Source organism: Microbacterium algeriense (assembly GCF_008868005.1).
In the GTDB taxonomy this organism is placed as follows: Bacteria; Actinomycetota; Actinomycetes; order Actinomycetales; family Microbacteriaceae; genus Microbacterium; species Microbacterium algeriense.
Genome location: NZ_WAAO01000002.1, coordinates 806308 through 825891 on the forward strand (window position 1 = coordinate 806308; position 19584 = coordinate 825891).

Below are 19584 nucleotides of genomic sequence, written 5' to 3' on the forward strand. Positions count from 1 at the left end.
AGGCGCGCGAAGACGCTCAGCGCGCAGAGCTTGAAGACAATTCTACGACCTCGCGGGCCGCGGTGGCGACGTCCTCGTTCACGATGAGGTGGTCGAACTCGTTCTGCGAGGCGAGTTCCACCTTGGCGGTGCGCAGCCGACGAGCCCTCTCCTCGGCGTCCTCGGTGCCGCGCCCGACCAGGCGGTGCACGAGTTCGTCCCAGCTCGGCGGCAGCAGGAAGATGAGCGTGGCCGCCGGTTCTGCGGCACGCACCTGGCGCGCGCCCTGCAGGTCGATCTCCAGCAGCACGGTCTTGCCCTCCGCCAGAGCGGCGTCGATCGGCGCGCGAGGAGTGCCGTAGCGCGATCGGTTGTGCACGACGGCGTACTCGAGCAGCTCGCCCTCGGCGATCAGCCGATCGAACTCCGCATCGTCCACGAAGTAGTAGTGCACACCGTCCACCTCGCCCGGTCGCGGCGGTCTGGTCGTCGCCGACACCGACAGGTGGATCTCCGGATTGTGCTCGCGGATGTGGGCCGCGACCGTTCCCTTGCCCACGGCGGTCGGGCCCGCGAGGACGAGGAGGCGGCTGCGCGCACCACGGGGCGACGGCACGGGGAATCGGCTGTCGAGCCACTCCTCGAGCACACGGCGCTGACGGGCGCCCAGCCCGCCGAGACGCTTCACCGGGGAGATGTGCAGCTCCTCCAGCACGCGGTCGCGCTTTCCCGCGCCGATCGCGGGAAGAGCCAGGAGGAAGTCGGTGATGCGCATCGAGCCCTCGACCGAGTCGGGGTCGGCCGACGCACGGTGCAGGACGGTCTGCGGGGTCACCACGCGCATCGTCAGGTCGCGCTTGATCGACGCCCTCGCGCGGCGACGCTCGACGGCGCGGCGGGCGGCCGCGGCCCTGTCGACCTCGGGGACGGTGCGGCGGACGTCAGACATGTGCCACCTCGCGGTACTCGGCTGCGCGGGCGGAGACGACTCCCGCGAGATCGGCTGGCCCTGCGGCGAGGATGCTGCGGCTCTCGTTCGCGATGACCGCCTCGGACAGCGCGCCGAACCGGCCGCGCAGGTCGGCGGGACGCGCCCCCTGGGCTCCGAAGCCGGGCGCCAGGATCGGCGCGAGCGGTGCGAACGGGGCGATGCCCGCTTGCGTCCATTCGACCGTGGCGCCGATCACGAAGCCGAAGCTGCCCCATTCCTCGGCACGCGACCGTGCGGCGTTGCGCTGCGAGACCTCGGCGATCACCTGCGCCGACACGGTCTCCGATCGGGGATCGGTCGAGCGCTGGATCGAGGCGGCCTCGGGGTTGCTGGTCGCGGCGAGCACGAACAGGCCCTTCCCGTGCTGCTCCGCGAGGGTGAACGCGCCGTCGAGCGCGCCGACCCCGAGATACGGGTTCACCGTGAGGGCGTCCGCTTCCAGGGGCGAGCCGGGGGTGAGCCACGCCTTGGCGTAGTCGTCCATGGTGGAGCCGATGTCCCCGCGCTTCGCGTCCGCGATCACCAGGAGGTCGGCAGCCCGCGCGGCGGCGAGCACGTCCTCCAGTGCGGCGATGCCGCGAGATCCGAACCGCTCGAAGAACGACACCTGCGGCTTCACGAACGCCGCACGCCCGGCCGCCGCCTCGACCACGCGCAGGCCGAAGTCGCGGACTCCCCCGGCATCGTCGCGCAGACCCCAGTCGGCGAGCAGGGCGCCGTGCGGGTCGATGCCGACGCAGAGCGGACCCGCTCCGCGCAGTGCGGAGCGGACCCGTTCTCCGAAGCGTGCGGTCACAGTGCCGCCTTCCGGTCCAGTGCGTACTCCTGCAGACTCTTCACCTGGAAGCCCTCGTGGGCGGCGTCCATCCCGCTCACGGCAGCGCCGAGCACGGCGATGGTCGTGAAGAGCGCCTTGTCCGCGGCGACGGCCGCGGCGCGGATCTCGTAGCCGTCCGCTCGAGCCGCCCCGCCGGAGGGGGTGTTCACGACGATGTCGATCGCGCCCTCGTTGATGAGGTCGACGATGTTCTTCGCGCCGCTCTCCTGCGTCTCGCTGTACTTCTCCACGACCGTGACGGCGATGCCGTTGCGCGAGAGGATCTCCGCCGTCCCCTCGGTGGCGACGATCGTGAAGCCGAGCTGCTGCAGTCGGTGCGCCGGCAGGATGACCGCCCGCTTGTCGGAGTCAGCGACCGAGATGAAGACGGTCCCCGACGTCGGCATGCCTCCGTAGGCCGCCGCCTGGCTCTTCGCGAACGCCGTCGGGAAGTCGCGGTCGATGCCCATGACCTCGCCGGTCGAGCGCATCTCCGGGCCGAGGACCGAGTCGACGGTCTTGCCGTCCGCGGTGCGGAAGCGCTTGAACGGGAGCACGGCCTCTTTGACCGAGACCGGGGCGTCCAGCGGGACGCGGGAGCCGTCCTGCTCCGGCAGCATGCCCTCGGCCCGCAGCTCGGCGATCGTCGAGCCCGTCATCACGCGGCTCGCGGCCTTCGCCATCGGGATGCCGAGCGCCTTCGACACGAAGGGGACCGTGCGGCTGGCGCGCGGGTTCGCCTCGATCACGTACAGCACGCCGGCGCTGATCGCGAACTGCACGTTCAGCAGTCCGCGCACGCCGACGCCCTCGGCGATGGCCAGGGTGGCCTCGCGGACGCGGTCGACGTCGGTGCGGCCGAGCGAGACCGGCGGCAGGGTGCAGCTGGAGTCACCCGAGTGGATGCCCGCCTCCTCGAGGTGCTCCATGACGCCGCCGATGAACAGGTCGGTGCCGTCGTAGAGCGCGTCGACGTCGAGCTCGATGGCGTCGTCCAGGAAGCGGTCGACCAGAAGGGGCTTGCCCTCCTCGATGACGACCTCGCCGGCGGTGCGGACGAAGTAGTCGCGCAGCGAGGCGGTGTCGTACACGATCTCCATGCCGCGGCCGCCGAGCACGAAGCTCGGCCGCACCAGGACCGGGTAGCCGATCTCCTCCGCGATGCGGACGGCGCCCTCGACGTCGATCGCGGTGCCGTTGCGCGGGGCGAGCAGCCCGGCATCGTCGAGCAGCCGCGAGAAGAGCTCGCGCTCCTCGGCGAGGTCGATCGCCTCCGGGCTCGTCCCCAGCACCCTGTATCCGGCCGCCTCGATGCCCTTGGCGAGTCCGAGCGGGGTCTGTCCGCCGAGCTGGCAGACGACACCGAGGATCGTGCCGCTGGCCGCCTCGGCATCGAGCACCTCCAGCACGTCCTCGAGCGTCAGCGGCTCGAAGTACAGGCGGTCGGACGTGTCGTAGTCGGTCGAAACCGTCTCCGGGTTGCAGTTGACCATGACGGTTTCGAACCCGGCGTCGGACAGCGCGAACGAGGCGTGGACGCACGAGTAGTCGAACTCGACGCCCTGGCCGATGCGGTTCGGGCCCGATCCGATGATGACGACCTTGGTGCGCTCCGATGGGGCGACCTCGGTCTCGGCGTCATAGCTGGAGTAGTGGTAGGGCGTGAGAGCCGGGAACTCGCCGGCGCAGGTGTCGACCGTCTTGTAGACCGGACGCACACCGAGCGCGTGCCGGACTCCGCGGACCTCCGCCTCGGTCTCGCCGCGCAGCTGAGCCAGCTGTGCGTCCGAGAAGCCGTGCTCCTTGGCGTAGCGCAGGGTGGCTGCGTCCAGTTCCGGTGCGGTGCGGACGATCTCGGCGACCTCGTTGATCAGCACGATCTGGTCGAGGAACCAGGGGTCCATGGCCGTCGCGTCGAACGCCTGCTCGACGGTGGCGCCCTTGCGCAGCGCCTGCTGCAGCGTCACGATCCGTCCGTCCGTCGGAGTCTTCGCGATCTCGAGCAGCTCCTCCACGGAACGCTCCTCCGGGCCCCAGTGGAAGCTCGAACCGCGCTTCTCCAGCGAGCGGAGGGCCTTCTGCAGCGCCGTCGCGTAGTTGCGCCCGATCGCCATCGCCTCGCCGACCGACTTCATGGTCGTGGTCAGCGTCGCATCGGCGGCCGGGAACTTCTCGAACGCGAAGCGCGGCACCTTGACGACGACGTAGTCGAGCGTGGGCTCGAAGCTGGCAGGGGTCACGCCGGTGATGTCGTTCGGGATCTCGTCGAGACGGTAGCCGAGCGCCAGCTTGGCGGCGAGCTTCGCGATCGGGAAGCCCGTGGCCTTCGAGGCGAGGGCGCTGGAACGCGAGACGCGCGGGTTCATCTCGATCACGATGATGCGCCCGTTCGACGGGTCGACCGCGAACTGGATGTTGCAGCCGCCGGTGTCGACGCCGACGGCGCGGATGATGTCGATGCCGATGTCTCGCATCTTCTGGTACTCGCGGTCGGTGAGGGTGAGCGCCGGGGCCACCGTGATCGAGTCGCCCGTGTGCACGCCGACCGGATCGACGTTCTCGATGGAGCAGACGACGACCGTGTTGTCGGCCGTGTCGCGCATGAGCTCGAGCTCGTACTCCTTCCAGCCGAGGATCGACTCCTCCAGGAGCACCTCGGTGGTCGGCGAGTCGCGCAGGCCGGCGCCGGCGATCCGGCGCAGGTCCTCCTCGTCGTAGGCGAAGCCGGAACCGAGGCCGCCCATCGTGAAGCTCGGCCGGACCACCAACGGGTAGCCGAGCTCGTCGGCGGCGGCGAGCACCTCGTCCATCGTGTGCGCGATGCGGGAGTCCGCCACGTCGGCACCGGCGTCGAGGACCAGCTGCTTGAAGATCTGACGATCCTCGCCCTTGTTGATCGCCTCGAAGTTCGCGCCGATGAGCTCGACGTCGTACTTCTCGAGGATGCCGTGGTTGTGCAGCTGGATCGCGGCGTTCAGCGCGGTCTGTCCGCCGAGCGTCGGCAGGATCGCGTCGGGACGCTCCTTCGCGATGATCGTCTCGATGACCTGCCAGGTGATCGGCTCGATGTAGGTCGCGTCGGCGAAGTCGGGATCCGTCATGATGGTCGCCGGGTTGGAGTTGACCAGGATGACCCGGACGCCCTCCTCGCGCAGCACACGGCACGCCTGGGTGCCCGAGTAGTCGAACTCGCACGCCTGACCGATGACGATCGGACCGGAGCCGATGACGAGGACGGAGTTGATGTCGTCGCGCTTGGGCATTACTTTGCGTCTCCCTGGGTGGGTCCCTGCGCCTCGACGGGCGCGGCGACCGAAGTCTTGTTCGCGATGACCATGTCGCGGAACCGGTCGAAGAGGTAGTTGGCGTCGTGGGGTCCGGCCGCGGCTTCCGGGTGGTACTGCACCGAGAATGCCGGGATGTCGAGGGCGCGCAGGCCTTCCACGACGTTGTCGTTGAGGCCGACGTGGCTGACCTCGACCTTGCCGTAGCCGTGCGGGCTGTCGAACGAGCCCTCCAGGGGCGCCTCGACCGCGAAGCCGTGGTTGTGGGCCGTGATCTCGACCTTGCCCGTCTCCTTGTCGAGCACCGGCTGGTTGATGCCGCGGTGCCCGAACGGCAGCTTGTAGGTGCCGAGTCCCAGGGCGCGGCCGAGGAGCTGGTTCCCGAAGCAGATGCCGAAGAACGGGAGCCGATCGTCGAGCACAGCGCGCAGCAGCTCGACGTGGTCTCCCGAGGCCGCCGGATCGCCGGGGCCGTTGGAGTAGAACACCGCGACCGGATCGATCGCGCGGATCTCCTCGATCGTCACGCTCTGCGGGAGGACGTGCACGTCGAAGCCGCGGGCGGCGAGGTTGTCGATCGTCGCCTGCTTCACGCCGAGGTCGAGCACGGCGAGGTTGCCGATCCGCTCCCCCGTCGCCGCGGTCACGACCGCGTCGACCACGGAGACCTCGGCCGACAGGTTCCGGCCGGACATCTCCGGCGCCTCTCGCACGATGCGCACCTGCTCCTCGGGGTCGAGGGCAGCATCCTCACCCGAGAAGATGCCGCCACGCATCGAGCCGGCCGAACGGATGTGGCGGGTCACCGCACGCGTGTCGATGCCGCTGATCCCGACGATCCCGTCTTCCACGAGGACCTCGTCCAGCGAGGCGTTGGCCCGCCAGTTGGACACGACGCGGGAGGGGTCTCGCACGATGTAGCCGGCCACCCAGATGCGGCGCGATTCGGCGTCCTCATCGTTCATGCCGGTGTTGCCGATGTGCGGCGCGGTCTGCAGGACGATCTGACCCGCATACGACGGGTCCGTGATGGTCTCCTGGTATCCGGACATGCCGGTCGCGAAGACCACCTCGCCCAGGGTGCGTCCGCGCGCGCCGTAGGCGCGTCCGGCGTGGCGGGTGCCGTCCTCCAGGACGAGGACGGCGGGGTCGGGCAGCCGGGCGGCGGAGGCCGCTCCGGAGGAAGTCGAGAGAGTCATGACGTTGCTCCTGTGTCGGGGGCGGCGGGGACGAGCCGCCGCAGGTCGGAGATGAGGGGGGCGGGATCGCCGGTGGCGAGCCGCAGGTAGCTGTCGACGGGCGTGTCCTCGTCGATGTTCCACACGATGCGCACGAGCCCGCCGGGTTCGACCACACGGTCGATCGTGACGGTGGCCCGGTCGACCGCGACGAGCCGGTCGGCGGACAGGAAGACCGTCGGCGCACCGTCGAGGCAGAGTGCGATGCCGCGATCCGTGAGCGCGAGCTCACCGCGCGCCCGGAACGCGAGAGGTGAGACCGCCAACCGCTCGAGCGGCTGCTCGTGCCGAGTCGTCGACACGTACAGCACCTCGTCGCGGCGGGACACCTCTGCGTGCTCGGGGACGCCCAGTGGGGCCGTGAACGCGGAGTCGCGGCGCGTTCGTCGTCGCCAGGCGAACAGCATCACGAGCAGGACGAGGAGGGCGACGGCGATCGTGATCGCGACGGCGAGGTCGCGAGCGCTCATGCGCCGAGCTCCTCGACGAGGGCGCCGCCCGCGACCGTCAGCGTGCCGTCGTGGATCGTGTACTCCACCCGTCCGGGCAGAGCGCGTCCCAGGTACGGCGAGTTCACGCTGCGACCGTGCAGGTCCGCCTCCGTGAACACGCCGTCGACCGATGCGTCGTACAGCGTGAGCTGCGCCGGCTGACCGACCTCGAGCGGAGTGCCATGCCCGGAGAGCCGGCCGATCCGTGCCGGCGCGGCGCTCATCACGCGGGCGATGTCGGACCACTCGAGCAGACCGGTCTGCACCATCGACTGGTGCACGACGCGCAGCGCGCTCTCGAGGCCCACCATGCCGTTGGCCGCGGCCTGCCACTCGCACGCCTTGTGCTCGCTGGGGTGCGGCGCGTGGTCGGTGGCGACGATGTCGATCGTGCCGTCGGCGAGACCCTCGCGCACGGCGAGGACGTCCTCTTCCCGACGCAGGGGCGGGTTGACCTTGTAGCGCGCGTCGTAGCCGCGCACGAGCTCGTCGGTCAGCAGCAGGTGGTGCGGGGTGACCTCGGCCGTGACGTCGATGCCGCGCTTCTTGGCCCAGCGGATGATGTCGACCGATCCCGCCGTGGAGAGGTGGCAGACGTGCAGCCGCGAGCCGACGTGCTCGGCGAGGAGGACGTCGCGGGCGATGATCGATTCTTCGGCGACGGCGGGCCAGCCGGTCAGTCCGAGCTCAGCCGACACCGTCCCCTCGTTCATCTGCGCGCCCTCGGTGAGGCGGGGGTCCTGCGCGTGCTGGGCGATCACGCCGTCGAAGGACTTCACGTACTCCAGGGCGCGCCGCATGATGAGCGGGTCGAAGACGCAGAAGCCGTCGTCGCTGAAGACGCGCACCTGTGCGCGCGAGGTGGCCATCGCGCCCAGCTCGGCGAGGCGCTCGCCCTTCTGCCCCACGGTCACGGCGCCGATGGGCTGCACCGTGGCGTATCCGGCTGCTTCACCGAGGGCCAGCTCCTGCTCGACCACCCCGGCGGTGTCGGCGACGGGCGAGGTGTTCGGCATCGCGAAGACGGCCGTGAAGCCGCCGGCGGCTGCCGCCCGCGTGCCGGTGAGGATCGTCTCGGACGCTTCGTACCCGGGTTCGCGCAGGTGGGTGTGCAGGTCGACGAGGCCCGGCAGCGCGACCAGGCCCGCAGCGTCGATCACGCGGGCACCCGTGCGGGTGAGACCCGTCCCGATCTCGGCGATCCGGCCGTCTTCGATGATGATGTCGGCGCTCTCGGCGCCGAGCAGCTTCGCACCGGTGATGACGAGGGTCTCGCTCACAGGTCTCCCCCTCGTTCGTCGTCTCGTTCTCCTGCCAGCAGCAGGTACAGCACCGCCATGCGGACGGACACCCCGTTCGTGACCTGTTCCAGCACCGTCGAGCGGGGGGAATCGGCAGCTTCCGAGGAGATCTCCAGTCCCCGGTTCATGGGTCCGGGGTGCATCACAATGCTACCTGCCGGAAGGCCGGCCACGCGCCGTGCGTCCAGCCCCCACCGCCGGGAATACTCCCGCTCAGTCGGGAAATACGCGGCGTTCATGCGCTCGAGCTGGATGCGCAGCATCATCACGGCGTCCGGCTCCTCCGCCAGCGCCTCGTCGAGGTCGTAGACGACGCGGACCGGCCAGAGCGACACGTTCTGCGGAACCAGGGTCGGCGGCGCGACCAGGGTGACCTCGGCGCCGAGCGTGGCGAGCAGCCAGACGTTGGAGCGGGCGACGCGCGAGTGCAGCACGTCGCCGACGATCACGACCCGCATCCCGCTCAGATCGCGTCCGCGGCTGTCCCCGCCGAAACGGCGCTTGCGGATCGTGAAGGCGTCGAGCAGTGCCTGGGTCGGGTGCTCATGCGTGCCGTCGCCGGCATTGACCACGCCGGCGGAGATCCAGCCGCTGGTGGCGAGGGTCTGCGGGGCGCCGGAGCCCGGGTGCCTGACCACGACCGCATCGGCGCCGATCGCCTCGAGCGTCTGGGCCGTGTCCTTCAGGCTCTCGCCCTTCGAGACGCTGGAGCCCTTCGCAGCGAAGTTGATCACGTCGGCCGAGAGGCGCTTGGCGGCGGCCTCGAACGAGATGCGCGTGCGAGTGGAGTCCTCGAAGAAGAGGTTGACGACGGTCTTCCCGCGCAGCGTGGGGAGCTTCTTGACCTCGCGGGACTGCGTGTCGGACATGTCCTCGGCGACGTCGAGGATGCGCAGCGCGGTCGTCCTGTCGAGGGTGCGGGTGTCGAGGAGGTGTCTCATTCGCCGATCGTCACCTCCTCGGCGCCGTCGTTCTCGAACAGGCGCACGTTGACCCGCTCGGTGCGGGCGGAGGGGATGTTCTTGCCCACGAAGTCGGGGCGGATGGGCAGCTCGCGGTGCCCGCGGTCGACCAGGATCGCGAGGCGCACCACCGACGGACGGCCGATCGACTGGATCGCGTCCAGCGCGGCGCGGATGCTGCGGCCGGAGAAGAGCACGTCGTCGACGAGGACGACGGTCTTGCCGTCGATGCCGCCGACGGGGATCTCCGTGGGCTGTGGGGAGCGTGTGGGGTGCTTCGCCAGGTCGTCGCGGAACAGCGTGACGTCGAGGGAGCCGACCGGGACGGATTGCTGCGCGATCTCGCTGATCAGCAGGCCGAGGCGGTGGGCGAGAGTGACTCCGCGGGTCGGGATGCCCAGCAGGACGAGGTTCCCGGCTCCTCGATTGGACTCGAGGATCTCGTGCGCGATCCGGGTCAGCGCTCGTGAGATGTCGGCTTCTTGCAGCACGGTGCGCATGCTCATCGGCCGCTCCCTTCTCCGCCTCACAGGACGGTGTTAAAGGTTGCTTGTGATGTCAGTCTATCGGAGCGTGATGGCTCCGGCGGATCAGCTGGCCTCCTGCAGCACGGGGTCGGTCACGTCGTCGATCTTCGACGAACGGATCGGGTGGCCCGCCGTCGACAGGCAGCGGCCAGTCTTGAGGTCCCACTTCCAGTCGTGCATGCTGCACGTGAGGATGCCGTCCTCGTCGACCTTGCCGGTCTTGGTGAGGTCGGCGCGCAGGTGCGGGCAGCGGCGCTGCACGATCCAGTCGCCGATCTCGGCGTCCTCTGTCTGGTCGGTCTGCTCCTGGTACCAGTTCTCGACGTATTCGATGCGATCGACGGAGAGACACTTGAGGAACGTGGTGAGGAACTCGTTGAACTTGCCGCTGCGGCCCACCGAGAACTGCATCGAGAGGAAGATCGAGTTCGACCAGTCGATCTCGTGGTCGACGATGTTCGTCGAGACCAGATCGGCGGGGATCGTGTACCAGTAGATGCATTCCTCGCCCGCGTACTCGCGGACCTTCGCGCGGGGGAAGTCGACCACCATGTCCAGCTCGCCGATGCGGAAGCGGACGCATCCGCCGACACCGAGTCGGATCGTGCGGGACTTCTTCAGCAGCGGCTCCCACCACTCCTTGATCGCAGTCAGCATCTCGGCGGGAGGGATGATCTCGGCGCGGGAGGCCTCCTCGTCGCGGATCTCCTGCTGCCGGCTCGCACGCTGTTCTTCGAGGTACTCCCACTTCTCGTCGAAGATGTGCGCGATCTCGGCCTCGGTGTACAGGGTCTGCTCGCTCGTCACCTCGCCGCCCTCGACCGTGACGACCGTGCCCGGGATGAAGAGCTGTCCGTCGTACTGCGGAGCGAGCTCCTTCATGTGCGCGAGGAACTGCTTCTGATCCGTGAAGATCGATTCGCCGTTCTGGCCCGTGCCGTTGAACTGGAACAGTTCGTCGCGCAGGAACATGGGCGGCCCCGCCATGGGGAACACGTGCGGCGCGTCGACCTTCTCGATGTAGTACATCGCCCGCTTGTTCTGCGCCTCGCGCTTCAGACGCGCGAAGTTCTGCTTGGCGTCGAGCGGGAGGTCGTAGACCATGGGCCACCAGATCGCGCCCGACACCTGAGTGAAGTACGCGTCGGGCTTGCCGAAGTCGAGCAGCTTCTCGAGGTCGAGCGGGTGCGAGTCGTTCTGGTTCAGGATCGAGCCGGTGCCGTCGTCGACGCTCAGCGAGGAGTCCCCGATGGGGCCGTCGCTGGGCGCCCGGAGCGGCGTGATCATCATCTTCAGTTCGCCGCGCTGGATCACCTGGCCGGCCGGCGCGTAGGTGATGTTCGTGTACCCGAGAGCGCGGATGTCCTGCTCGAGGTCATCGGTCGGGTACTCGGGCAGCAGCACCTCGATGTCCTTGCGGATGTACCGCTCGAGGAGCTTCGGGTCGAAGTGGTCGCGGTGGCGGTGCGAGATCCACAGGAAGTCCGCCTCACGTCCGAGCCGTTCCCAGTCGAGGCCCCGGTTGTCGGGGAACGGGAACCACGAGCCGTAGAACGACGGCCCGAGGACCGGGTCGCAGATGATGTTCCCGCCCACCGTCTCGATGAACATCCCGGCGTGACCGAGTCCCGTGATCCGCATTGCATTCCTCCCGAAAGTGAACCGTTCGATTGTACCGAGGGCTCCCTGTGCGACCGGTCGACCCGGCCGGGACTATTCGGGTCAGCCCTCGAACAGGCCGCGGATGTCCTCGGCGGAGAGCGACTGCGCGAACAGGGCCTCGTCGTCCAGCACCGCGGTGAACAGCCGTGCCTTGCGGCGCTGCAGATCGAGCACCTTCTCCTCGATCGTGCCGGTGGCGATCATCCGGTAGACGAACACCTGGCTCTCCTGGCCGATGCGGTGCGTGCGGTCGACCGCCTGCGCCTCGGCCGCCGGATTCCACCACGGATCCAGGAGGAACACGTAGTCGGCCTCGGTCAGCGTCAGACCGAATCCGCCGGCCTTCAGGCTGATCAGGAAGACGGGCTGCTCCCCCGCGGTGAAGCCGTCGACGACCTTCTGGCGGTGGCGGGTCGAGCCGTCCAGATGCGCGTAGGGGATGCGCGCGGTGTCGAGACGCTCGGCCGCGAGGTCGAGGAACGAGGTGAACTGGCTGAAGACGAGCGCCCGGTGGCCCTCGGCCTGGAGCTCGACCACCCGTTCGAGCAGCACGTCGAGCTTGCGCGAGCCGATCCCCGCATCCGCCGGATCGACCAGCCCGGGGGCCAGACTGAGCATGCGCATCAACGTGAGCGAGCGGAACACGATGAAGCGGTTGCGATCGAGGTCTTCCAGCAGCCCGAGCACCTTCTGCCGTTCGCGCTGCAGGACGGTGTCGTAGAGCGCTCGGTGAGCGGAGCTGAGCTCGACCTCGAGGATCTGCTCCTGCTTCGCCGGGAGGTCAGGCGCGACGATCTCCTTCGTCCGCCGCAGGAGCAACGGGCGGATGCGCCGACGCAGCTGTTCGAGGCGCCGCTGCCGGTACGCGCCGCCCTCCTCGTTCTCGGGGACCTTGCCCTGCTCGATCGGCTGGATGTACTGCTCGCGGAACTTCCGTGCAGAGGCGAAGAGTCCCGGCGCGGTGAGCTTCAGCAGCGCCCAGAGCTCGCTGAGGCTGTTCTCCATCGGCGTCCCGGTCACGGCGAACGTCACATCCGCGCGGAAGGAGGCCACCGCACGATGGAGCTTCGTCGCCGGGTTCTTCACGAACTGCGCCTCATCGAGGATGAGTCCGGCCCAGTCGACGCGAGCGTACTCGGCTTCGTCGATCCGGGCGATCGCATAGCTCGTGATGACCACGTCGGCGTCCGCCACGGCCTCGGCCAGGGAAGGCCCCTGCGTGCTGTGGCGGACGTGGACGCGAAGGGACGGGACGAACCGGGCAGCCTCGTTGCGCCAGGTGGACAGCACCGAGGTGGGCGCGACGACCAGGAAGGGGCGCCGCTCCCCCTCCTCGCGGGCATGCATCAGGAGCGCGAGCAGCTGCAGCGTCTTGCCCAGCCCCATGTCGTCCGCCAGGATGCCGCCGAGACGATGACTCCAGAGGAACGCGAGCCAGTCCAACCCGTCCTTCTGGTACGGGCGGAGCTCCGCGCGCAGACCGCTCGGAACCGGGACAGCGGGCACCGACTCCGCCTGCCGGAGACCTTCCGCCGTCGCCCGCCAGGTCACCGCGGGCAGTGCCTCGTCGGCGAGGTCCTCGAACTCCTCCCAGAGGTCGGTCTGGTAGCGACTGATCCGCGGCCCGGTCTCCCATTCATCCAGTTCGCCGCATTCCTCGATCAGCTCCCGCAGACGATCCAGTGCCCGGTGGTTCAGGGAGAAGTAGCTGCCGTCCACCAGGAGGAGCTTCCTGCGCCCCTTGCTGAGCGCCGTGAACAGCGGTTCGAACGGGATCGTGCGTCCGTCGATCTTGACCAGGACGCCGAGGTCGAACCAGTCCGGGTCGCTGCTCTCGACGGTCGAGACAGTGATCTCCGGTACACCCGTCAGTTCGTGGTAATCCTTCCGGCGACCCGAGACGGCCACGGTCACGCCCTCCGTCTCGAGCGCCGGCACGGTGCGGGTCACGAACTCGGCGGCGGCGACATCGTGGAACGCGCCCGTCGCGGCGAGCTCCTCGCCGTGTCGCTCCGTCCAGACGGCCCGGATCCTGCCGCGGAGGAGATCTTCGGCAGCCGTGTCGCGGACGGCCTCGCCGCCGGCCGGGAACGGCACCCGCCCGAAGCCGGGATAGTCCCACTCGAACGCGTACCGGACGGTGTCGCCGCGCAGGAACGACAGGGCGAGCACGGCGCGGGGTGCCGGCAGCGTCGGGAGCTCGACGCGGCCGACGGCACGCACCGCGACCCGCCGCGCGAGCAGGGGGTACGCGTCGCGGAGGAACGCGGCTTCCTCGTGGGCCGGCACCTCGAGTCCGCTCCTCGCACCGAGGAGTGCGTGGACAGGCTCGCTGATCGCCGCCTCGGCCAGCGTCACCTCGAGCCGGGATCCGTGCTGCACGACCTCGTACACGCCGCTGTGACCGATCACGCGGACGTCGGCAGGGTCTGCGACGCGACCGTCGAGCGTGATCTCGGGACGGAGGACGAGTCCGCCGTCGTCACCCCTCCGGATCGCGGCACCGATCTCCGCCCGCTCGGCGAGCAGGACGGTCGTGCTCTTCTGGGCGGCGACGAGCGGGATCCCGGCCCCCTCGGCCGCGCGAAGATGCCCCCAGAGCAGGCCGGACTCGATGAGGTCGACGATCAGCCAGTCCCCGGCGGTGCCGGAGAGGAGCGTGTCCCTGGCGATGCTCAGCAGGTCGGCGAACCATCGTGAGCGTTCGCGGCCGTACTGCGTCGGCGAGCGTCTCACCGCGTCCCAGGTCGCCGTCCCCTGCACCCAGGCGCCGGTCGCGGTGCTCCGCTCCAGCGGGCGGATGCCGAGCAGGATGTCGCCGGTGCCCTTCGCGACGTCACGGGCGGTCGCCGTGCGCTGCGGGCGGGAAGCCCACGGGTTCGCACCGCGTCCGTCGCGGACCCGCAGCTCGATGCCGAGCGCGAGCCTCGCCTCGACGTCGACGGGAGGCGCCCCGAGGATCGCCCGCCAATCCGACGACGATCCCTCCGAGCGGGACGGATCGTGCGAGAGGGCCATGCGCCCATCCTCTCCGGCACCTCCGACAGCACCTGCTGACGGAGGGGTCAGGCGGCGCGTGCCACCCGCGCGAGCACCCCGTGCACGAAGGCGCCGGAGTCGTCGGTCGAGAACTCCTTGGCGAGCTCAACGGCCTCGTCGATCGCGACGGCCGTCGGGACCTCATCGTTGTAGAGGATCTCCCAGACCGCGATGCGCAGCAGGGCGCGGTCGACGGCGGGCATCCGCTCCAGCTTCCAGTCCCTGCTGTGTGTCGTGATCTGCTCGTCGATCTCGTCGCGCTGGTCGATGATGCCGTCGACGATCTCGCGCGCATAGAGCCACGAGGCCTCACGGGCGGGCTCGCTCGCCGCGCGCTTCGCCTCGGCTGCCAGGGTGACGGCGACGTCGTCACCGCGCACATCGGCGGAGAACAGGATGTCGAGAGCGCGCTTGCGCGCCTTCGTCCGGGCGCTCACGCCTTACTTCTCGCGGCCCAGGTAGTCACCCGTGCGGGTGTCGACCTTGACCTTGGTGCCCGCCTCGACGAACAGCGGCACCTGGATCTCGTAGCCGGTCTCGAGCGTGGCGGGCTTGGTGCCCGCCGACGAGCGGTCGCCCTGCAGGCCGGGCTCGGTGTACGTGATCTCGAGGACCACGGAGGCCGGGAGATCGATGTACAGCGGGTTGCCGTTGTTCAGGGCGATCGTGACGTTCTGGTTCTCGAGCAGGAAGTTCTTCGCGTCGCCGACCGTGGCCGCGCCGACCGTGATCTGGTCGAAGTCGCTCTGATCCATGAAGACGTAGCCGTCGCCGTCCGTGTACAGGTAGGTGTAGTCGCGGCGGTCGACGTTCTCGATCTCGATCTTCGCGCCGGCGTTGTAGGTGCGGTCGACGACCTTGCCCGAGACGACGTTCTTGAGCTTGGTGCGCACGAACGCACCGCCCTTGCCGGGCTTGACGTGCTGGAACTCGATGACGCTCCAGAGCTGCCCGTCGATGCTGAGGACGACGCCGTTCTTGATGTCTGCGGTAGATGCCATGCGCTGCGAGTTCCGTTCGTGAGTCTGCGGGGTCGGGCGGAGCCGACAGTCGATTCTAAGGGATCAGCGGCAAGACGCCCGCACGCGCGGGTGGCCGGGGACGACTGCGCGGCTCACGACCGGTCACCGTCGATGTCGGCGAGAAGCCCGCGGAGGGCGTTCTCGATCGACGTGTGGTCGTACTGTCCTGCGCGACTCTCCCCGGAGATGACGGCGCACCGGTGGACACTGCGGAAGTCGCCGTACGGGAACTTCAGCCGGCCCTTGGTTCCTTCGGTCTCGTCCGTGTCCTCGCCGAGGTGCCACTTCGCGAACTCCGCCATCCCGTGCTTCTCGATGAACGCGTTCTCGTCTGCCGTGCTCGGTGCGTGCTCGCTCCAGTCGTCGCGCTCGTCCCGCACCACCTCGCCGTCCTGCACCAGCTTGCGCGCGAGGGCGAGGGCGTCCTTGTTCAGTCGGACCGTCATGGGTGCCTCTTTCCTGCTCTTCGGCGTCGGACGGCCGCGAATGCGCCCGTCGCACCGGAACGTACGCCCGACTCCCGTCGGGGGACACCCCGTTGACGGCGGGCCCGTCGGCACTCATCCTGGGCGCAGAGGAGGTGCGCTCATGCCGGGAAGAGCAGCACGCAGGCGCAGAGCTGACCCCGGCGCGGGGCTGGATCCCACACTGGTGACCAGTCAGCCGTCGCTGCGGTCGTCATCCGGCACGATCTGGATCATCGTCGCCTCGCTGTTCGCGGCGATGAGCCTGGTGCCACTGGTCGGGATCATCGCGAACGGCGGTGCCGCCGCGTCCGTCGCCCTCGTGACGGCGACGCTCGTGGTGTGCGCGCTCATCGCGATGGTGGTGCTGCGATTCACCCTGCGCGACGGCCCGCCGCGTCTGCGCGCGCTCGCCGGCTGCTTCCTGGGCATGGCTCTGGTCGCGCTGCTCGGCATGGTGGTGTGCGTGATGATCGTGTGGGTTCCGCTGACCAGCTGAGATACGGACGCCCTCAGAGCAGCGAGACCAGCTCCCGCAGCGCTTCGGCGTAGCCCTCCAGGCCCCGTCCGATGACACGCACGGCTGCGACGTCGTGCAGGAACGAGTGGTGGCGGAACTCCTCGCGGGCGTAGACGTCCGAGATGTGCACCTCCGCGAACGGCAGCGACACCCCGGTGAGGGCGTCCCGGAGCACGACGGAGGTGTGCGTGAGGCCTGCCGGGTTGATCACGATGCCCTCGCACTCCCCGCGGGCGTCGTGGATCGCGTCGATCAGGACGCCCTCGTGGTTGCTCTGCACGGCGCGGATCTCGAAGCCGAGCGGCGCCGCGGCCTCCGCCGTGATTCGCTCCACGTCCGCGAGTGTCGCCGTGCCGTACACCTCGGGCTCCCTGGTGCCGAGCAGGTTGAGGTTCGGGCCGTTGACCAGCAGGATGCGGCGGGTCACTCCCCCACCTCCTGATACGCGGCGAACAGCAGCGACTCGTCGGGGGCTCGGAGCACCGTGGGCTTCGCGATGTCGTCGAGCAGGACGAAGCGGAGCATCCCCCCGCGGCTCTTCTTGTCGCGCTGCATCGTCGCGAGCAGCTGCGGCCACGCGCCGGCGCGGTAGGAGGTGGGAAGGCCGAGCGACTCCAGGATCGTGCGGTGGCGTTCCGCTGCGGTGTCGGACAGCCGTCCCGCCAGCCGGGACAGCTCGGCCGCATAGAGCATCCCGACCGAGATGGCAGCGCCATGCCGCCATCGGTACCGCTCCGCGTGCTCGATGGCGTGGCCGAGCGTGTGGCCGTAGTTGAGGATCTCGCGGAGCCCCGCCTCGCGGAAGTCGTCGGATACGACCTTCGCCTTCATGTCCACGGCCAGCTCGACGGCACGACGGAACTCCTCCGTCGTCGTGTCGACAGCGCGTGCCGGATCCGCCTCGATGATGTCGAGGATCTCCGGCGCCCAGATGAAACCGGCCTTCACCACCTCGGCGAAGCCGGCGGTGGCCTCGTTCGGGCTGAGGCTGGACAGCTCGTCCAGGTCGCCGATCACCGCGCTCGGAGCCCAGAACGCGCCCACCAGGTTCTTGCCCTCGGCGGTGTTCACGCCGGTCTTCCCTCCGACGGACGCGTCGACGAGGCCGAGGACCGTGGTGGGCACCTGCACCAGCTGGACGCCCCGGAGCCACGTGGCCGCCACGAAGCCGGCGAGGTCGGTCACGGCTCCCCCGCCGTACCCCACGACCGCATCGCTGCGCGTGAAGTCCGCCTGCCCCATGACCTGCCAGCAGAACGCCGCCACCTCGATGCGCTTGCCCTGCTCCGCGTCGGGGATCTCCGCGAGGAGCACCTCGCGCTGGCCGTTCGCCGTGTCGGCGAGCAGCCGGTCGCGGAGCTCGGCCGCCCGTGCGGCGAGCGTCGGCGGATGCACCACGAGGATCTTCCGCACCCCGGGAGCCAGCGCCTCGGAGACCCGATCGAGGACGCCACGTCCGATCGTGATGTCGTATGCGTCGTTCCCGGTGACGCTGATGGTGGTCGTGCTCATCGCTGTTCCCTCTTCCATGCCACGATCTCGTCGGCGATCCGCTGCATCGGCCGCCGTGAAGTGTCGAATGTCGTCGAGGCCACTTCCGTGTACCACGGACGCCGCTCCTCGTAGATCCTCTTCCAGCGCTCGATCGGATCCTCTCCGGCGAGGAGCGGCCGGTTGCCGCCGCGGATCCGATCGGCCACGGCCTCCGCGCTCACCGTGAGGAACACGACCGAGTGCGCCTTGAGGAGCTCGCGGGTCTCGGCATCCGTCACGGCACCCCCGCCAAGCGAGATGACGCCGCCGTCGGCGACGGCGACGGCGACGGCCTGCCGCTCGAGTTTCCGGAAGTACGCCTCGCCGTGCTCGGCGAAGAGGGCGGGGATCGGCCCGTGCGCGGCGACGATCCGCTTGTCGGTGTCGACGAAGTCGACCCCGAGTCGACGAGCGACCCGGCGTCCGACGCTGGTCTTGCCGGCCGCCATCGGACCGACGAGCACCAGCGTCAGCGGCTCAGTCTCGCTCGTCATGCGCGATGAGCGCCGCCTCGGACACCGGCGTCGTGCGCAGCTCGGCGGGGATCCCGTCCAGGTACCCGTCGAGGTTGCGGCGCGTCTCGCGGATGCTGTCGCCGCCGAACTTCTCCAGCACGGCGTTCGCGAGTTCGATCGCGACCATCGCCTCGGCGACCACGCCCGCGGCGGGGACCGCACAGACGTCCGACCGCTGGTGATGCGCCGTCGCGTCGTCTCCGGTCGCGACGTCGATCGTGCGCAGTGCGTGCGGCACGGTCGCGATGGGCTTCATCCCGGCGCGGACCCGGAGCACGGTGCCCGTGGACATCCCGCCCTCGGTGCCTCCGGCGCGGTCGGACCCGCGGGTGATGCCGTCGGCGGTGGCGAAGAGCTCGTCGTGCGCGGCCGAGCCGCGGCGCCGCGTGGTCTCGAAGCCGTCGCCGACCTCGACGCCCTTGATCGCCTGGATGCTCATGAGCGCCTGAGCGAGCCGGCCGTCGAGGCGGCGGTCCCAGTGCACGTGGGATCCGAGTCCCGGCGGAAGGCCGTACGCGAGGACCTCCACGATGCCGCCGAGCGTGTCGCCGTCCTTCTTGGCGTCGTCGACCTCCGCGACCATGAGCGCCGAGGTCGCGGGGTCGAAGCACCGGAGCGGGTCGGCGTCGAGGGCGTCCACATCGTCCGGCGTCGGCAGCGGCGATCCGTCGGGCACGCGGACGGGGCCGATCGACAGCGTGTGGCTGACGAGCCGGATGCCCAGCTCCGCGAGGAACGATCGCGCGATCGCCCCCAGCGCGACGCGCGCGGCGGTCTCCCGAGCGCTCGCGCGCTCCAGGATGGGCCGCGCCTCGTCGAAGTCGTACTTCTGCATGCCGACGAGGTCGGCGTGCCCGGGGCGGGGCCGCGTCAAGGGGGCGCCGCGTCCGCGGGACCGGTCCGTGAGCTCGACGGGCTCCGGGTTCATGACCTCGACCCACTTCGGCCACTCCGTGTTGCCGATGCGCAGCGCGATGGGGCTGCCGAGACTGCGGCCGTGCCGCACTCCGCCGGAGATCGTCAGCTCGTCCTGTTCGAACTTCATGCGCGAGCCGCGGCCGTAGCCGAGCTTGCGACGGGCGAGGTCGGTCTGGATCGCCTCGGAGGACACAGGGACGCCGGAGGGCAGGCCCTCCATGACGGCGATGAGTTCTGGGCCGTGCGATTCGCCGGCCGTGAGCACGCGGAGCATTGCTCCAGTCTCCCATGCGTCGGCCCCCGTGCCGCGCCGCGTTTCGC

At 69.7% G+C, this 19584-nt stretch carries 18 protein-coding genes; 1 reads left to right on the top strand and 17 read right to left on the bottom strand.

Annotation, left to right across the window (positions count from 1 at the left end; genetic code table 11):
- Positions 1-16 precede the first annotated feature (16 nt).
- The 13 genes from gmk to F6A08_RS11570 form a co-directional block, all read right to left on the bottom strand.
- Positions 17-928, bottom strand: coding sequence for a guanylate kinase (gene gmk, locus F6A08_RS11510; protein WP_017204384.1), 912 nt, complete (start codon positions 926-928; stop codon positions 17-19).
- Positions 921-1766: an orotidine-5'-phosphate decarboxylase gene (gene pyrF / locus F6A08_RS11515; protein ID WP_151459498.1), complete on the bottom strand. Its 846-nt coding sequence runs from the start codon at positions 1764-1766 to the stop codon at positions 921-923. Before pyrF ends, gmk begins: the two co-directional genes overlap by 8 nt.
- Entirely contained in the window at positions 1763-5050 is a 3288-nt protein-coding gene (gene carB, locus F6A08_RS11520; RefSeq protein WP_151459499.1) for a carbamoyl-phosphate synthase large subunit, read from the bottom strand. The genes pyrF and carB overlap by 4 nt, the downstream gene beginning before the upstream one ends.
- Positions 5050-6270, bottom strand: a complete 1221-nt coding sequence (gene carA / locus F6A08_RS11525) for a glutamine-hydrolyzing carbamoyl-phosphate synthase small subunit (protein WP_151459500.1) — start codon at positions 6268-6270, stop codon at positions 5050-5052. Before carA ends, carB begins: the two co-directional genes overlap by 1 nt.
- A complete protein-coding gene (locus tag F6A08_RS11530) occupies positions 6267-6779 on the bottom strand; it encodes a PH-like domain-containing protein (protein WP_017204380.1) in 513 nt (170 codons plus the stop codon). Before F6A08_RS11530 ends, carA begins: the two co-directional genes overlap by 4 nt.
- Positions 6776-8080, bottom strand: a complete 1305-nt coding sequence (locus F6A08_RS11535; RefSeq protein ID WP_017204379.1) for a dihydroorotase — start codon at positions 8078-8080, stop codon at positions 6776-6778. The genes F6A08_RS11530 and F6A08_RS11535 overlap by 4 nt, the downstream gene beginning before the upstream one ends.
- On the bottom strand, positions 8077-9042 hold the full coding sequence (locus F6A08_RS11540; protein ID WP_017204378.1) for an aspartate carbamoyltransferase catalytic subunit: 966 nt from the start codon (positions 9040-9042) through the stop codon (positions 8077-8079). Before F6A08_RS11540 ends, F6A08_RS11535 begins: the two co-directional genes overlap by 4 nt.
- Positions 9039-9569 carry a bifunctional pyr operon transcriptional regulator/uracil phosphoribosyltransferase PyrR gene (gene pyrR, locus F6A08_RS11545; RefSeq protein ID WP_151459501.1) on the bottom strand — a complete coding sequence of 177 codons (531 nt, stop codon included), beginning with the start codon at positions 9567-9569 and terminating at the stop codon, positions 9039-9041. The genes F6A08_RS11540 and pyrR overlap by 4 nt, the downstream gene beginning before the upstream one ends.
- A gap of 84 nt (positions 9570-9653) precedes the next feature.
- Positions 9654-11231, bottom strand: a complete 1578-nt coding sequence (locus F6A08_RS11550) for a Rieske 2Fe-2S domain-containing protein (RefSeq protein ID WP_151459502.1) — start codon at positions 11229-11231, stop codon at positions 9654-9656.
- A gap of 81 nt (positions 11232-11312) precedes the next feature.
- Positions 11313-14270 carry a DEAD/DEAH box helicase gene (locus F6A08_RS11555; RefSeq protein ID WP_151459503.1) on the bottom strand — a complete coding sequence of 986 codons (2958 nt, stop codon included), beginning with the start codon at positions 14268-14270 and terminating at the stop codon, positions 11313-11315.
- Between the two features lie 47 nt (positions 14271-14317).
- Positions 14318-14728 carry a transcription antitermination factor NusB gene (gene nusB / locus F6A08_RS11560; protein WP_124895555.1) on the bottom strand — a complete coding sequence of 137 codons (411 nt, stop codon included), beginning with the start codon at positions 14726-14728 and terminating at the stop codon, positions 14318-14320.
- 3 nt (positions 14729-14731) lie between these two features.
- Positions 14732-15292 (bottom strand): elongation factor P, encoded by a 561-nt coding sequence (efp, locus tag F6A08_RS11565; protein ID WP_017204373.1) that lies wholly within the window; start codon positions 15290-15292, stop codon positions 14732-14734.
- Positions 15293-15405: 113 nt separating this feature from the next.
- A complete protein-coding gene (locus tag F6A08_RS11570; protein WP_151459504.1) occupies positions 15406-15759 on the bottom strand; it encodes a hypothetical protein in 354 nt (117 codons plus the stop codon).
- Positions 15760-15964: 205 nt separating this feature from the next.
- On the opposite strand from F6A08_RS11570, the gene F6A08_RS11575 reads away from it, so the two are divergent.
- A complete protein-coding gene (locus tag F6A08_RS11575; RefSeq protein WP_151459505.1) occupies positions 15965-16276 on the top strand; it encodes a hypothetical protein in 312 nt (103 codons plus the stop codon).
- A gap of 13 nt (positions 16277-16289) precedes the next feature.
- Here the strand turns inward: F6A08_RS11575 and aroQ are convergent, their stop codons facing one another.
- Genes aroQ through aroC form a run of 4 tightly spaced genes read right to left on the bottom strand, consistent with a single transcriptional unit; the run spans position 16290 to position 19537 of the window.
- Positions 16290-16724 carry a type II 3-dehydroquinate dehydratase gene (aroQ, locus tag F6A08_RS11580; protein WP_151459506.1) on the bottom strand — a complete coding sequence of 145 codons (435 nt, stop codon included), beginning with the start codon at positions 16722-16724 and terminating at the stop codon, positions 16290-16292.
- Positions 16721-17809 carry a 3-dehydroquinate synthase gene (aroB, locus tag F6A08_RS11585; RefSeq protein WP_017204369.1) on the bottom strand — a complete coding sequence of 363 codons (1089 nt, stop codon included), beginning with the start codon at positions 17807-17809 and terminating at the stop codon, positions 16721-16723. Before aroB ends, aroQ begins: the two co-directional genes overlap by 4 nt.
- Positions 17806-18324, bottom strand: a complete 519-nt coding sequence (locus F6A08_RS11590) for a shikimate kinase (protein ID WP_151459507.1) — start codon at positions 18322-18324, stop codon at positions 17806-17808. The genes aroB and F6A08_RS11590 overlap by 4 nt, the downstream gene beginning before the upstream one ends.
- A complete protein-coding gene (aroC, locus tag F6A08_RS11595; RefSeq protein WP_017204367.1) occupies positions 18308-19537 on the bottom strand; it encodes a chorismate synthase in 1230 nt (409 codons plus the stop codon). The genes F6A08_RS11590 and aroC overlap by 17 nt, the downstream gene beginning before the upstream one ends.
- Positions 19538-19584 lie beyond the last annotated feature (47 nt).